Annotated in this window: 11 protein-coding genes and 1 riboswitch; of the genes, 3 read left to right on the forward strand and 8 right to left on the reverse strand. The window is 73.6% G+C overall.

Annotated elements, in window-relative coordinates; genetic code table 11:
* Nucleotides 1–32 precede the first annotated feature (32 nt).
* Complete coding sequence (locus tag ASC82_RS13130; protein ID WP_056646143.1) at nt 33–752, forward strand: siderophore-interacting protein; 720 nt, start codon at nt 33–35, stop codon at nt 750–752.
* Between the two features lie 321 nt (nt 753–1,073).
* Nucleotides 1,074–2,096, forward strand: a complete 1,023-nt coding sequence (locus tag ASC82_RS13135; RefSeq protein WP_056646146.1) for an SCO1860 family LAETG-anchored protein — start codon at nt 1,074–1,076, stop codon at nt 2,094–2,096.
* Nucleotides 2,097–2,212: 116 nt separating this feature from the next.
* Here the strand turns inward: ASC82_RS13135 and cobC are convergent, their stop codons facing one another.
* Entirely contained in the window at nt 2,213–3,793 is a 1,581-nt protein-coding gene (gene cobC, locus ASC82_RS13140; RefSeq protein ID WP_079039241.1) for an Rv2231c family pyridoxal phosphate-dependent protein CobC, read from the reverse strand.
* Nucleotides 3,794–3,817: 24 nt separating this feature from the next.
* Here cobC and ASC82_RS13150 point away from each other — a divergent pair, with 24 nt between their 5' ends.
* Nucleotides 3,818–4,546 carry a ZIP family metal transporter gene (locus ASC82_RS13150; RefSeq protein WP_056646155.1) on the forward strand — a complete coding sequence of 243 codons (729 nt, stop codon included), beginning with the start codon at nt 3,818–3,820 and terminating at the stop codon, nt 4,544–4,546.
* A 2-nt stretch (nt 4,547–4,548) separates the two neighbouring features.
* Here ASC82_RS13150 and ASC82_RS13155 read toward each other — a convergent pair whose 3' ends face one another.
* The 7 genes from ASC82_RS13155 to ASC82_RS13185 form a co-directional block, all read right to left on the reverse strand.
* The gene (locus tag ASC82_RS13155; protein ID WP_056646159.1) at nt 4,549–5,961 is read right to left on the reverse strand and encodes a cobyrinate a,c-diamide synthase; all 1,413 of its coding nucleotides are present in this window, start codon (nt 5,959–5,961) and stop codon (nt 4,549–4,551) included.
* Complete coding sequence (gene cobO / locus ASC82_RS13160) at nt 5,955–6,563, reverse strand: cob(I)yrinic acid a,c-diamide adenosyltransferase (RefSeq protein ID WP_056646161.1); 609 nt, start codon at nt 6,561–6,563, stop codon at nt 5,955–5,957. The genes ASC82_RS13155 and cobO overlap by 7 nt, the downstream gene beginning before the upstream one ends.
* Nucleotides 6,563–8,638: a putative cobaltochelatase gene (locus ASC82_RS13165; protein ID WP_056646163.1), complete on the reverse strand. Its 2,076-nt coding sequence runs from the start codon at nt 8,636–8,638 to the stop codon at nt 6,563–6,565. The genes cobO and ASC82_RS13165 overlap by 1 nt, the downstream gene beginning before the upstream one ends.
* A 91-nt stretch (nt 8,639–8,729) precedes the next feature.
* A complete protein-coding gene (locus ASC82_RS13170; protein ID WP_056646166.1) occupies nt 8,730–10,238 on the reverse strand; it encodes a cobyric acid synthase in 1,509 nt (502 codons plus the stop codon).
* Nucleotides 10,235–11,218, reverse strand: a complete 984-nt coding sequence (locus ASC82_RS13175) for a cobalamin biosynthesis protein (RefSeq protein ID WP_107105885.1) — start codon at nt 11,216–11,218, stop codon at nt 10,235–10,237. The genes ASC82_RS13170 and ASC82_RS13175 overlap by 4 nt, the downstream gene beginning before the upstream one ends.
* A 33-nt stretch (nt 11,219–11,251) precedes the next feature.
* Nucleotides 11,252–11,384: riboswitch (cobalamin riboswitch) on the reverse strand.
* A 145-nt stretch (nt 11,385–11,529) separates the two neighbouring features.
* Nucleotides 11,530–11,751, reverse strand: coding sequence for a hypothetical protein (locus ASC82_RS13180; protein WP_056646169.1), 222 nt, complete (start codon nt 11,749–11,751; stop codon nt 11,530–11,532).
* 12 nt (nt 11,752–11,763) lie between these two features.
* A complete protein-coding gene (locus ASC82_RS13185; RefSeq protein ID WP_056646172.1) occupies nt 11,764–13,035 on the reverse strand; it encodes an inorganic phosphate transporter in 1,272 nt (423 codons plus the stop codon).
* Between the last annotated feature and the right edge of the window lie 320 nt (nt 13,036–13,355).

A 13,355-nucleotide genomic window follows, 5' to 3' on the forward strand; every position in this document is an offset into this window, starting at 1 on the left:
AAATCTACAGGAGTCCAGGGGAGGAGATCACGGTGGGTCATGGTTGGCAGGGGGCGGTCCTCAAGCTGTTCCGCGGCAAGGACTTCACGTTCACGGTGACGGGGGTTGAGCAGGTCACCGAGGACTACCGCAGGGTGCACTTCACGGACGGCGGCCTGCTCGCCGCGGCCGGGATCCACCCGACGATGTGGGTGCGCCTCTGGTTCGACGACGCGGGCAAGCCGCACCAGCGCGCGTACACCCTGGTCGACCCCGACCCGACCGCGGGCACCTTCAGTCTCGAATTCGCCCTCCATGACGGCATCGCCAGCCGCTGGGCCCGCTCCTGCGCCCCCGGCGACACCGTCGAGGCCACGCTCCAGGGCACCGGCTTCGAGGCGCCCGACCCGCTTCCCGCGCGGCTGCTCGTGGTCGGCGACCCCGCCTCCCTGCCGGCCGTCAACTCCCTGCTCGACGCGCTCCCCGGGGTCCCCGCCACCGTCTGGTTCGAGACGCAGCACGCCTCCGACGACGAGCTGCCGGTCCGGCTCGACCCCGACCACCACGAGCTGCGCCGGATCCCGCGCCAGGGCGGCGGCGCCGACCTGGTCGCCTGCGTGAAGGCCGAGCTTCCCGAGCTCGCGGACGCGTCCTCGTACGTCTGGATCGCCTGCGACACGGCCACGACCCGCACCCTCGCCGCGTACGCCCGCAAGGAGCTCGCCCTCCCCAAGGAGCGCGTCCATGCGCTCGGGTACTGGCGGGCGAGCTGACCGCCCGCTCCGAGGTGCCACGTTGACGATCCGTTACCCCGGGCGGTGGCGGGTCGTTTTCACCTTCTCCCGCGCGCCCCTGGATACGCCCGCACGCGTCCGCTCGTACGAAAGACGCGGGGCGTGCGGGAACGGTTGTGTCGAGAAAAATCGAAAATGAACACGGAAACCCCCCATTGGAGTGAACTCACGCCAGGCGACTGTCGGTTCACTCTCCGTGCGTAAAGATTCCGGTGTCTCAAGTCGCCGAGGCCGCGCCGACCCACCGTCCCCGTGGTGAGCGGCCGGCGACGCCATGTCTCTTGTGGGGGTTCCACCATCTTGAACAGCAACACCTTCCGCGCACCCGTACGCCGCACCGCCGCTGCCGCGACCGTCGCCGCCCTGGCCGTCGGTCCCGTGCTCCTCGCGGCCCCGGCGGCGCACGCCACGGGCGCCGAAGGGCGTGCCACCGCCGTCGTCCTGCGGGCCGGCCTCGACGTCTCCCTCCTCGGCGAGACCGTGAAGGTGCCGGTGCGTGCCTCCCTCAACGAGGTCAAGGCGCCCGAGACCGAGAGCGAGACCGCGCTCACGGTCAAGGTGCAGGGGGCCGAGGGCGGCAAGCCGATCGACATCCTCGCCGCCGACGTCGCCACCTCCAAGGCCACCGTGGACGAGGAGAAGGCCGAGGGGTACGTGAACCTGGTCAAGGCGCGGGTCCACGTCCCCGGCATTCCGCTGCTCTCCCTCATCGAGGTCGAGAAGGTCACCTCCAAGGCGCTGTGCGAGGTGGGCGAGAAGCCGGTCGCCGAGTCCAACGTCCTCGGGCACGTGACCGTCTTCGGCAAGAAGACCACCCTCTCCACGGGCGGCCGGACCCAGGTGACCGTGCCGGGCGTCGGCCAGGTCACCCTGGACCTCTCCCGCACCTCCACGACCTCCCGCACCGCCGCGGCGACGGCCCTCGAACTCAAGGTGAAGGTCAACCCGCTGGAGCTGGGCGTGGCCAAGGTCGAAGGCACCGTGACGCTCGCCGAAGCGACCTGCGAGACGCCCGAGGGCCCGGCCCCGACGCAGGAGCCCACCAAGGAGCCCACGGAGCAGCCCACGGAGCAGCCCACGGAGCAGCCCACCCAGGAGCCCAGCGAGCGGCCCTCCGAGCAGCCCACGCAGCGGCCCACCGTCGAGCCCGGCACCGACGGCGGCGTGAAGACCAACAACGGCGGCACCACCCCGACCGAGAACCTCGCCGAGACCGGCGGCAGCTCCTCCACCACGTACATCGCGGCGGGCGCGCTCGCCCTGCTCGTGGCCGGCGGCGGCGCGCTGGCGGTCACCCGCTCGCGTGCCCGCTCGCGCGACTGACGGCCCGAGGGGGAAGCGCCGGGGGGTGCCGGAGACGTAGGGGGAAGCGGGGTGCGGGGAGGGCGACGGTGACGACGTCGCCCTCCCCGCACCCTTCCCGCTGCCGTACGCGCCCGTCAGCCGCCCAGCAGGAGCGCCTGGTCCAAGGCCTGGAGGAAACGGTTCGTCGTCGCCCGGTCACGGACCGCGAGCCGCAGCCAGTTCCGGTCGAGCCCCGGGAACGTGTCTCCCCGGCGGGCCGCGAAACCGAGCAGCCGCAGCCGGTCCCGTATCGCGTCCGCCCCGTCGATCCGCAGCAGGACGAACGGGCCCTCCGCCCCGGCGACCGTCCGCACCTCGTCGAACTCCGCGAGACCGGCGAGCAGATGCGCCCGCTCCACCGCGATCTGGTGCGCCGCGTGCTCGGCCTCCGCGAGCGCCGCCGGCGACATGCAGGCCTCCGCCGCCACCAGGGCCGGCGTCGACACCGGCCACAGCGGCTGCGCCCCTTCGAGCAGCGCGATCGTCTCCGGCTCGGCGAGCACGTACCCGATCCGCAGACCCGCGAGCCCCCAGGTCTTGGTGAGGCTGCGCAGCACCACGAGCCCGGGCACGTCGGTCCGCCCGGCCAGCGACTCCCGCTCGCCCGGCACGGCGTCCATGAACGCCTCGTCGACGACCAGCGTCCGGCCGGGCCGGGCCAGGGCGGCGATCGACTCGGCGGGGTGCAGGACGGAGGTCGGGTTCGTGGGGTTCCCGATCACCACCAGGTCCGCGTCCTCGGGCACCGCCGCCGGATCCAGCCGGAAGCCGTCCTCCGCGCGCAACAGCACCCGGCCCACCTCGTGCCCGGCGTCGCGCAGCGCCGCCTCGGGCTCGGTGAACTGCGGGTGCACCACCACGGGCCGGCGCACCGGCAGCGCCCGCGCGAGCAGCACGAACGCCTCCGCCGCGCCGGCCGTGAGCAGCACCCGGCCCGTAGGCAGATCGTGCCGCACGGCGACCGCGGCCCGTGCGGCACGGCCGTCGGGATAGGCCGCGAGGCCGGTCAGCGAATCGGCGATTCTCTTCCGCAGCCAGTCCGGTGGTGTGTTCGTCCGGACGTTGACCGCGAGATCGATCAACTTCTCGTCCCGGACCTCGGCGTCACCGTGGTGGCGCAGGTCGTGGGCGTCGGTATGCGCGTGTGTGTGCGTGTCCATGGCCGCCGTCGTGTGGGGGGTGGGGATGGTGGGGGGTGAGCCAGGCTCGCCAGCGATGTACCCGTGAGCCAGGGGCAACAACCGTACGCCTGGGGCATGTTCGTGCGGACAAACCGGGACGCACGTGGCAATCGCGCACGTTACGCGCCGGGATTTCCGCTTCGGCACGAGTAACAGAGCTTGCGAGGGCCCGGCCGTGGCCGACGCCCCCACCCCCGCCGAGAGCAGCGCCGCCGCCTCCGCCACCGACGACGTCCCCGTCGCGGCCAGCGGCACCGCCGACGGATGCGGTACGGAGACGGTGGCCAGCTCCCCGGCCGTGAACCCCCGCATCGGAACCCCCAACTCCGCCGCCGCGCCCGCGACGCCCGGCTCGGCGGCCCGCGCGTCCAGCGTCGCGAGCGACCGCACGGCCGCCCGCGTCAGCCCCGCCTCCCGCAGCACCGCGTCGACCAGCGCCAGCACGTCGTCCACCGGAACGCCCGGCCGGGCCCCGACACCGAGGTGCGCGCACACCGCCGCATCCGATAGCAAAGGCCCATGGCTGTAGTCGTCGCGCTCGGCGCGTTCCTCATGACGCTCTTCGGCGGCTGGGTCGCCGGGCGCGTCACCGACCGCCGCCACCTCGTCCTCGGACTCGCCGGCGGACTCATGCTCGGCGTCGTCGGACTCGACCTCCTGCCGGAGGCCATGGAGGCCGCGGGGGAGAAGGTCTTCGGTGTTCCCGAGGCCCTGCTGCTCTTCGTCGGCGGCTTCCTCTTCGCCCACGTGGTGGAGCGGCTCCTCGCCGTCCGCCAGGCGGCACACGGGGTCGGGGCCGACGAGAGGGTCCCGCAGGTCGGCCTCACCGCGGCCGCCGCGATGGTCCTCCACAGCCTCATGGACGGCGTCGCGCTCGGCGCCGCCTTCCAGGTCGGCGGCGGCATGGGCGCCACCGTCGCCCTCGCCGTCATCACCCACGACTTCGCCGACGGCTTCAACACGTACACGATCACGAGCCTCTACGGGAACGCCCGCCGCAGGGCCATCGGCATGCTCGTCGCCGACGCCGTCGCCCCGATCGTCGGCGCGGCCTCCACCCTGCTGTTCACCCTTCCGGAGGAACTCCTCGGCAGCTATCTCGGCTTCTTCGGCGGCGCCCTGCTCTACCTGGCCGCCGCCGAGATCCTGCCCGAGGCCCACCACGAACACCCCGCCCGCTCGACCCTGCTGTGCACGGTCGCGGGCGTGGCCTTCATCTGGCTCGTGGTGGGCGTCTCCGGAGGCTGATCTCACGCGCAGTGCTCCACGAAACGCGCGGCGGCCTCCGGGGACCCCGCCCAGTGGGTGTGGACGTAGCTGGCGTGCACCCCGCCCTGGACGAAGCCCTCGACTCGCCGCTCGGGCTGCCGCAGCCCCCAGGCGGCCAGCGCCCCGGCGCCCGGCTCGATCACGGTCCGGTGGAACTCGTGTCCCCGCATCCGCGCCCCGGCAGGGGCCAGCACACTGTCGTTCACGGCGACGGCGTCGCGGTACCCGAGAGTGAGCCGCTCCGACATCCGCGCGTCCGCGTCGAGCACCCCGCACATCGGCCGGCCGTCGAGGGAGCGCGCCAGATACAGCAGCCCGGCACACTCGGCCGCGATCGGCGCCCCGGCCGCCGCGAGCTCGGCGACGGCCTTCCGCAAGGGCTCGTTGGCGGACAGCTCGGCGCCGTACATCTCGGGGAACCCGCCACCTATGACGAGCCCGGAGGTCCCCTCGGGCAGCGCTTCGTCCCGAAGCGGATCAAACGTCACGACCTCGGCGCCGGCAGCAGTCAACAACTCGGCATGCTCGGCATACGAGAACGTGAACGCAGCCCCGCCGGCGACCGCCACCCTAGGTGTGGGCATACGTTTCGCCGGGGCTGGGGGCACCTCCCAGGCGGAGCTCCGGGGGAGGTTGGGCACACCGGAACCACCGGAGTGCAGCCGCCCCGCCACCTCAGGCACCCACGGCTCGGCGCGCAGTTCCGGCGCCGACCGAGCAAGTGCCAGCAGCCCCTCCATGTCGCACCCGGCAAGCACCTGCTCCGCCTGCGCCGCGACAGCGGACACCGCAGCCGCCTGCCGCTCGGCAACGGGCACAAGGCCCAAGTGCCGCGAAGGCGTCGCCACGGCAGGCGCCCGCCGCAGCACGCCGAGCACCGGCACCCCCGACTCCCCCAGCGCCTCCCGCAGCAAATGCTCGTGCCGGTCCGTCGCGACCTTGTTCAGGATCACGCCCCCGATCCGCACCTCCGGATCCCAGGACGCGAACCCGTGCACGAGCGCCGCAACCGACCGCGACTGCGACGACGCGTCCACGACGAGCACCACCGGCGCCTTGAGCAGCTTCGCCACCTGCGCGGTGGACGCCAGCTCGCCCTGGTCGGCGGCTCCGTCGTACAGGCCCATGACCCCCTCGACCACGGCCAGGTCGCAGCCGCGCGCCCCGTGCTCGAAGAGCGGCGCGATCAGCCCCGTACCGCACATGTACGCGTCGAGGTTGCGGCCCGGGCGGCCGGTGGCGAGGGCGTGGTAGCCCGGGTCGATGTAGTCGGGCCCGACCTTGTGCGGGGACACGGCCAGACCACGGCCCGCGAACGCGGCCATGAGGCCGGTCGCGACCGTGGTCTTGCCCGCGCCCGAGGAGGGCGCGGCGATGACGAGACGTGCTACCACTCGATGCCCCGCTGGCCCTTCTGACCGGCGTCCATCGGGTGCTTGACCTTGGACATGTCGGTGACGAGATCGGCGAAGTCGACCAGCTCGTGCGGCGCGTTGCGCCCGGTGATGACGACGTGCTGGTGACCGGGACGGTCGCGGAGCACCTCGACGACCTCCTTGGTGTCGATCCAGCCCCAGTGCAGGAGGTAGGCGAACTCGTCGAGGACGTAGAACTTGTACTTCTCCTCGGCGAGGTCCCGCTTGACCTGCTCCCAGCCCTCGCGGGCCTTGTCCTCGTGGGACTGCTCGCCCTCGGCGACCTCGCGCTGGATCCAGGACCAGCCCTCGCCCATCTTGTTCCAGGTGACCGTGCCGCCCTTGCCGGTCTCGCCGAGCGCCTTGAGGGCGTTCTCCTCGCCGACCTTCCACTTGGCGGACTTGACGAACTGGAACACCCCGATCGGCCAGCCCTGGTTCCAGGCGCGCAGCGCCATGCCGAAGGCGGCGGTCGACTTCCCCTTGCCGACGCCCGTGTGCACCATCACGAGTGCCCGGTTGCGGCGCTGGCGGGTGGTGAGACCGTCGTCGGGCACGGCGGTCGGCTGTCCCTGCGGCATTAAGCGGCCCTCCTGGTTGTCTGTTCTGCCTGTACGTCCCTGACGAGGCCGGCGATCGAGTCGGCCCGCAGTTCGTCCAAGGTGACGGCGGTGCCGCCGAGTTCGCGTGCGAGGCTCCCGGCGAGCCCGAGCCGCACCGGCCCGGTCTCGCAGTCCACGACCACGCTCGCCGTGCCCTCGGCGGCGTGCAGCTGCGCCGCCCGGGCGGCCAGCGCCACCGGGTCGGCGCCGCCGCCGGTCGCCCGGCCGTCGGTCACGACCACGAGCAGCGGGCGGCGCGAGGGGTCCCGCAGCCGCTCGATCCGCAGGACGTCATGGGCCTTGAGGAGCCCGGCCGACAGCGGCGTACGGCCGCCGGTCGGGAGCTGTTCGAGGCGTGCGGCGGCGGCGTCCACGGACGAGGTCGGCGGCAGCGCGAGCTCGGCGGTGCGGCCCCGGAAGGTGATCAGGCCGACCTTGTCGCGCCGCTGGTAGGCGTCGAGGAGCAGGGAGAGGACCGCGCCCTTGACGGCGCTCATCCGCTGCCGGGCCGCCATCGAGCCGGAGGCGTCCACGGCGAAGAGCACGAGGTTGCCCTCGCGCCCCTCACGGGTCGCCTGCCGCAGGTCGTCCCGGCGGACGACGAGCCCGGGACCGGTCCGCCCGCGCGCCCGCTGGTGCGGGGCGGCGGCCTGCACGGTCGCCGCGAGGTGCAGCTTGGTCAGCGCGCCCCGGGGCCGGGTGGCTCCGGTGGTGCGGCCGTGTTCGGTACGGGCCCGGGAGCGGCGCCCTGCGGCGCCCTGGCCGAGGCCGGGCACGCTCAGCATCTTCGTACGGAAGGGCTCGGCGGCCTGGACGGCCGCGCGCTCGCCGGCGCCGGGGCCCTGCGCCTGCGGGGCGGGGGCCGGGGCCGGCGCCTCGGCGGGGGTCTCCTCCGGGACACCGTCGGTCTCGGGGGCCGGGCCCTCGCCCTGGGGCGGGATGCCGCCGCCAGGACCGCCGCCGTCGGGACCGCCGTCACCGGGACCGCCGTCACCCGGGCCGTCCGGCTCGGGGTCCTCGTCGGGGTCCGGCTGCGGCTCCTCGCCCTTGAACTGCTCCAGGGTCTCGTCGAGCTTGTCCTCGTCGAGGCCCGGCGCGTCGAAGGGGTTGCGCCGACGGCGGTGGGGGAGGGCGAGGAGCGCGGCCTGCCGCACGTCCTCGGAGGTGACCTCCGTCCGCCCTGCCCAGGCGGCGAGGGCCGTCGCGGCCCGCGCCATGACGATGTCGGCGCGCATGCCGTCGACCTCGAACGCGGCGCAGGTCGCGGCGATCTGGAGCAGCGCGGCGTCGCCGAGGACCACCTTCGGCAGCAGGGTGCGGGCGGCGACGATCCGGTCGCGCAGCGCCGTCTCCTCGTCCGCCCAGAGGGCGGCGAACACGGCCGGGTCGTCCTCGAAGGCGAGCCGCCGGCGGACGACCTCCACGCGCTGCTCGGGCACGCGGGAGGCGGCGACCTCCACGGTCAGCCCGAACCGGTCGAGCAACTGCGGCCGCAGCTCGCCCTCTTCGGGGTTCATCGTCCCGACGAGCAGGAACCGCGCGGCATGGCGTACGGAGACGCCCTCGCGCTCGACGTGCGAGGCGCCCATCGCGGCGGCGTCGAGCAGGTGGTCGATCAGGTGATCGCTCAGCAGGTTGACCTCGTCGACGTACAGGATGCCCCGGTGGGCCGCCGCGAGGAGTCCCGGCTCGAAGGCCTTCACGCCCTCGGAGAGCGCCTTCTCGATGTCGAGCGAGCCGACGAGCCGGTCCTCGGAGGCACCGACGGGCAACTCGACCATCCGCGCGGCGCGTTCGGCCCCGGGGGCGTCGGCGTGCGGCCCGTCCGGGCAGCCGGGGTCGGGCGAGACGGGATCGCAGCTGAACCGGCAGCCCGCCACCACCGGCACCACCGGCAGCAGATCGGCGAGCGCCCGGACGGCCGTGGACTTGGCGGTCCCCTTCTCGCCCCGGACGAGCACACCGCCCACCGCCGGACTCACCGCGTTCAGCAGCAGCGCGAGCCGCAGATCGTCCATGCCGACGACGGCGGTGAACGGATACCGGGTGCTCATCGGGTGGTCCTTTCCTCAAGTTCGGTCAGCTGATGGGGGTGGGGCCGCCCGACGGCCGCGGACGCGGTACGGCCCAGGCCCTCGCGCCCCGTCACGGCGCACCCGGCGGTACGAACGGCAGCCCCGCCGGGGCGCCCTCCTCGATGAGCCGCAGCAGCGCGTCCGTGTCCGCGTGTTCCTCGATCAGGTCGCCGAGCCGGTCGAGCTGCTCTTCCCGCAGCGTGCCGAAGGACGTGTCCGGGGCCGGTACGAACCGGCGCCCCGCCGCCGCCGCGACCTCCCGCAGGAACGCCCGGCGGAAGCCGTCGCTCTCCAGCGAGCCGTGCCAGTGGGTGCCCCACACGGCGCCGACCCGGCAGCCGTCCAGGAACGGTTCGCCCCCGTCGACGGAGGCGACGCCGTGGTGGATCTCGTACCCCTCGACCCGCTCCCCGAGCGCCTCGCCGACCGGCCGCGCCAGGGTCTTCTCGGGCGCGAACCGCACCCGTACGGGCAGCAGCCCGAGCCCGTCGACGGTCCCGGCCTTCGACTCGACCTCGTCCTCGATCCGCTCGCCGAGCGCCTGGAAGCCGCCGCAGATCCCGAGGACCGGCCGCCCCTCGGCAGCGCGGCGGGCCAGCTCGTCCGCGAGCCCCCGCTCCCGCAGCCACGCGAGCGCCTTCACCGTCCCCCGGGTGCCGGGCACGACGACGAGGTCGGCGTCGACGAGCTCCTCGGGCCGGTCCACGAACCGGACGACGACGCCCGGCTCGGCGGCCAGCGCGTCGACGTCCGTGAAGTTCGACATCAGCGGTACGGCGCAGACGGCGACCCGCAGCACGTCGGCGCCGACCGGCGGCGCGACGACGGACTCGCGGACGGTGCCCCGCATCGAGACCCGGAGCCCGTCCTCCTCGTCGATGCCGAGCCCGTGCGCGTACGGCAGGACGCCGAAGGTCCGCCGCCCGGTCAGCCCGTGCAGCATGTCGAGGCCGGGTTCGAGCAGCGTCACGTCACCCCGGAACTTGTTCACGAGGTATCCGGCGACGAGCGACTGGTCCTCGGGGCTCAACAGCGCCGTCGTCCCGAAGAACTGGGCGAAGACCCCGCCCCGGTCGATGTCGCCGACCACGACCACGGGCAGCCGCGCGGCCCGCGCGATGCCCATGTTCACGATGTCGGTGCGCCGCAGGTTGATCTCGGCCGGGCTGCCCGCGCCCTCGCAGATCACGGCGTCGTACGTGCCGCGGAGCTCCTCCAGGCAGGCCATCACCGGCTCGAAGAGCTCCTTCTGCCGCCCGCCGTGGTAGCCACGGGCGCTGAGCTCGCCCACAGGCTTGCCCATCAGGACGACCTGGCTGGAGCGGTCGCTGCCGGGCTTGAGCAGCACCGGGTTCATGAGCGCGGTGGGCTCGACCCGGGCGGCCTGCGCCTGCATGGCCTGGGCCCGCCCGATCTCGGCGCCCTCGCGGGTCACGAAGGAGTTGAGGGACATGTTCTGTCCCTTGAACGGCGCCACCTTCAGGCCCTTGCGGACCAGCCAGCGGCAGATGCCGGCCGTCACGACGCTCTTGCCGGCGTCGGACGTGGTCCCGGCGACCAGCAGCCCCCCACCCCTCATGCGTTCCTCCGCTTCGCGCTCTTCACGGCACCGATGATCATGCGGCCGCCGACACAGGCGGCCAGGGTCAGTGCGGTCACCCGGCGTGACAGCCGGACCGCCCGGTCGATGTCGGCGACCTCGACGGGCCGCCCTTCCCCGTTGAGCACGGGCCGGTGCTCGACCCGCCCGCCGTACGAGAGGGTCCCCCCGAGCCGTACGCCGAGGGCGCCCGCGAAGGAGGCCTCGACGGGCCCCGCGTTGGGGCTCGGATGCCGGTCCGCGTCCGCCCGCCAGGCCCGTACGGCCCCGCGCGGATCGCCCCCGGCGAGCGTCGCGGCCACGGCCGTCAGCCGGGCTCCGGGCCAGCCGGCCACGTCGTCGAGGCGGGCCGATGCCCAGCCGAAGCGGCGGTGGCGCGGGGACTTGTGGCCGACCATCGCGTCGAGGGTGTTGACGGCCCGGAAGGCGACGAGGCCCGGCACGCCCGCGACGGCGCCCCAGAAGAGGGCGCCGACGACGGCGTCGGAGGTGTTCTCGGCGACGGACTCGACGACCGCGCGGGCCATCGCGGGACCGTCCAGGGACTGCGGGTCGCGCCCGCACAGGTGGGGGAGCCGCTCCCGGGCGACCTCCAGGTCCCCGACGGCGAGCGCCCCGCCGATCGCGCGGGCCTCGCGGCCCAGGGTCGTACCCCCGACGACGGCCCAGACGGAGGCGGCGGTCAGCGCCACGGCGGCCGCCGGCCGGTCCCGGACGGCCCGGGCGGCGAGCGCCCCGAGGGCGGCGGTGGAGCCGGCGCAGACGGCGGTGTGCAGGGCGCCCCAGCCGCGGTGGTCGTGGTGGAGGCGCGCCTCGACCGCGGCGGCCGCCCGGCCGAAGGCGGCGACGGGGTGTCCGCGGCGGGGATCGCCGACGAGCCGGTCGACGGCGAGCCCGAGGGCCGCGCCGTAGGCGAAGCCGTCCGGGGAAAGACGGCTGGTTCTGATGCGGCCGGGCATGGCGCAGGTCCTCACTCAGGGTCCGCGCCCTGGATCGACGTGACCGGCGGCGAGAGTTCCTGACTCCCGGACCCGTGGGATCCGGTCACAGTGGCGGGACCGCGCCGGATTCGCACCGGACTTCCTCTGCTGCCGCCGTAATGGCCTCGGCAGTCCACCACGGCCCGCGAACACCCGTCAACTCACCCTTGACCTGCGGCAGGTCACTGTGCGAAGCACCACAAACACGGACCACGCACACGGCGGCCGGGCGGCCCGCACCCGAAGGTGCGGACCGCCCGGCCGCCGTACCGAGGCGTGAAAGTGGACCGTCAGACGACGATCAGATAGATGCCGTACGCCACGGCCGCGACGCACAGGGCGAAGCAGGCGTAGGCGCCGGTCCGGGCCATCGTGGCCGAGCCGCCCTGGGCGGCGGCCTGCTCCTGCTTGGAGAGGCCGATGATGCCGAGGGTGAAGAGGCCCACGAGGGCGACGGTCGCCACGAGGCTGACTCCGAAGACGGAGCCGAGAGCTGCCCAGTCGATCTTCATGTCGTTGGTTCCTTACACCGCTGCGGCGGGGGCCGGGGGAGCGGCCGGGTCCGTGGGAACCGGCGACGGGATGGTGGTCTTGAGGTCCTCGTCCGCGACGGCGGCGACGGAGCCGGCCGGCGGCGGGGTGACGGCCGCGATGGCGGTGGTCACGACGCCCGCGGGCTCGGAGTCGCCGTCGATGTCGTCGTCGGTGACGTTGTTGTGGTCGACCGGCTTGCGGCGGGACAGCGACCAGATGACGCCCGAGCCGGAGACCAGGAGGACCGCGACGGCGGCGATGCCCCAGGGGCCCTGCTTGGTGAGGAACTCGGCACCGGCGCCGACGACGGCGGCGGCGGGCAGGGTCAGACCCCAGGCGACGAACATCCGGGTGGCGGTCGACCAGCGGACGACACCGCCCTTGCGGCCGAGGCCCGCACCCATCACGGCACCCGAGCAGGACTGGGTGGTGGAGAGGGAGAAGCCGAGGTGCGAGGAGGCGAGGATGACCGTGGCGGCGCTGGTCTGGGCGGCGAAGCCCTGCTGCGGCTGGAGGTCGGTCAGGCCCTTGCCCATGGTGCGGATGATGCGCCAGCCGCCGAGGTACGTGCCCAGCGCGATCGCGACGCCCGCGGCGACGATGACCCAGAGGGGCGGGTTGGAGCCGGGGGCGACGACACCCTGGGTGACCAGGGCGAGGGTGATGATGCCCATCGTCTTCTGGGCGTCGTTGGTGCCGTGGGCGAGGGAGACGAGACCGGCGGAGGCGATCTGGCCGACCCGGTAGCCCTTGGCGGTGTGCTTCGTGTCGGTGTTGGCGCCGATCTTGTACGTCAGCCGGGTGGCCAGCATCGCGGCGAGGCCGGCGACGAGCGGCGCGGCGACGGCGGGGATGAGGACCTTGGTGACGATGGTGGGGCCGTTGACCGCGGACCAGCCGGCCGACATGACCGCGGCGCCGATGAGGCCGCCGAAGAGGGCGTGGGAGGAGCTGGACGGCAGGCCCAGGAGCCAGGTCAGCAGGTTCCACAGGATGGCGCCCACGAGCGCCGCGAAGATCACTTCTGTACGAATGCCCTCTTCGTTGATGATCCCGCCGGAGATCGTCTTGGCGACCTCCACGGACAGGAACGCGCCGACGAGGTTCAGCACGGCGGACATGGCCACCGCCGTCTTGGGCTTCAGTGCACCGGTCGAGATGGTCGTGGCCATCGCGTTGGCGGTGTCGTGGAAACCGTTCGTGAAATCGAACACGAGAGCTGTCACGACCACAATGGCGAGCAGCAGCGTGATGTGTTCCATTTACCCAGGCAATCGTTTGACGTCAGTGGCTCGACGAACGTAGGCAACCTGAGTGAACGGAAGGTGAACTGGGGCGGGCGACGTGGTGTCTCCATCCGGTGTCAAGGGATTCCGCTTAGCCCCCCGCCGAGGTGCGCGTCCACGATGCGGTCACCCTGCGACCCCGGGTAATCCGGGCCCTCAGGGGCCACAGGAGACCCGGCCCGGTTCGTCCCCCGCCGCCCCGTTCCGCTCCCTGGACCGGACCATCCGACCGGGGGACCCCGCCGAGGAGACCCATGTCACTCCCCAGGGGGTGCCCGGGCCCGGCGACGACTCCC

The sequence above is a fragment of the Streptomyces sp. Root431 genome (assembly GCF_001426585.1).
GTDB lineage: Bacteria > Actinomycetota > Actinomycetes > Streptomycetales > Streptomycetaceae > Streptomyces > Streptomyces stackebrandtii.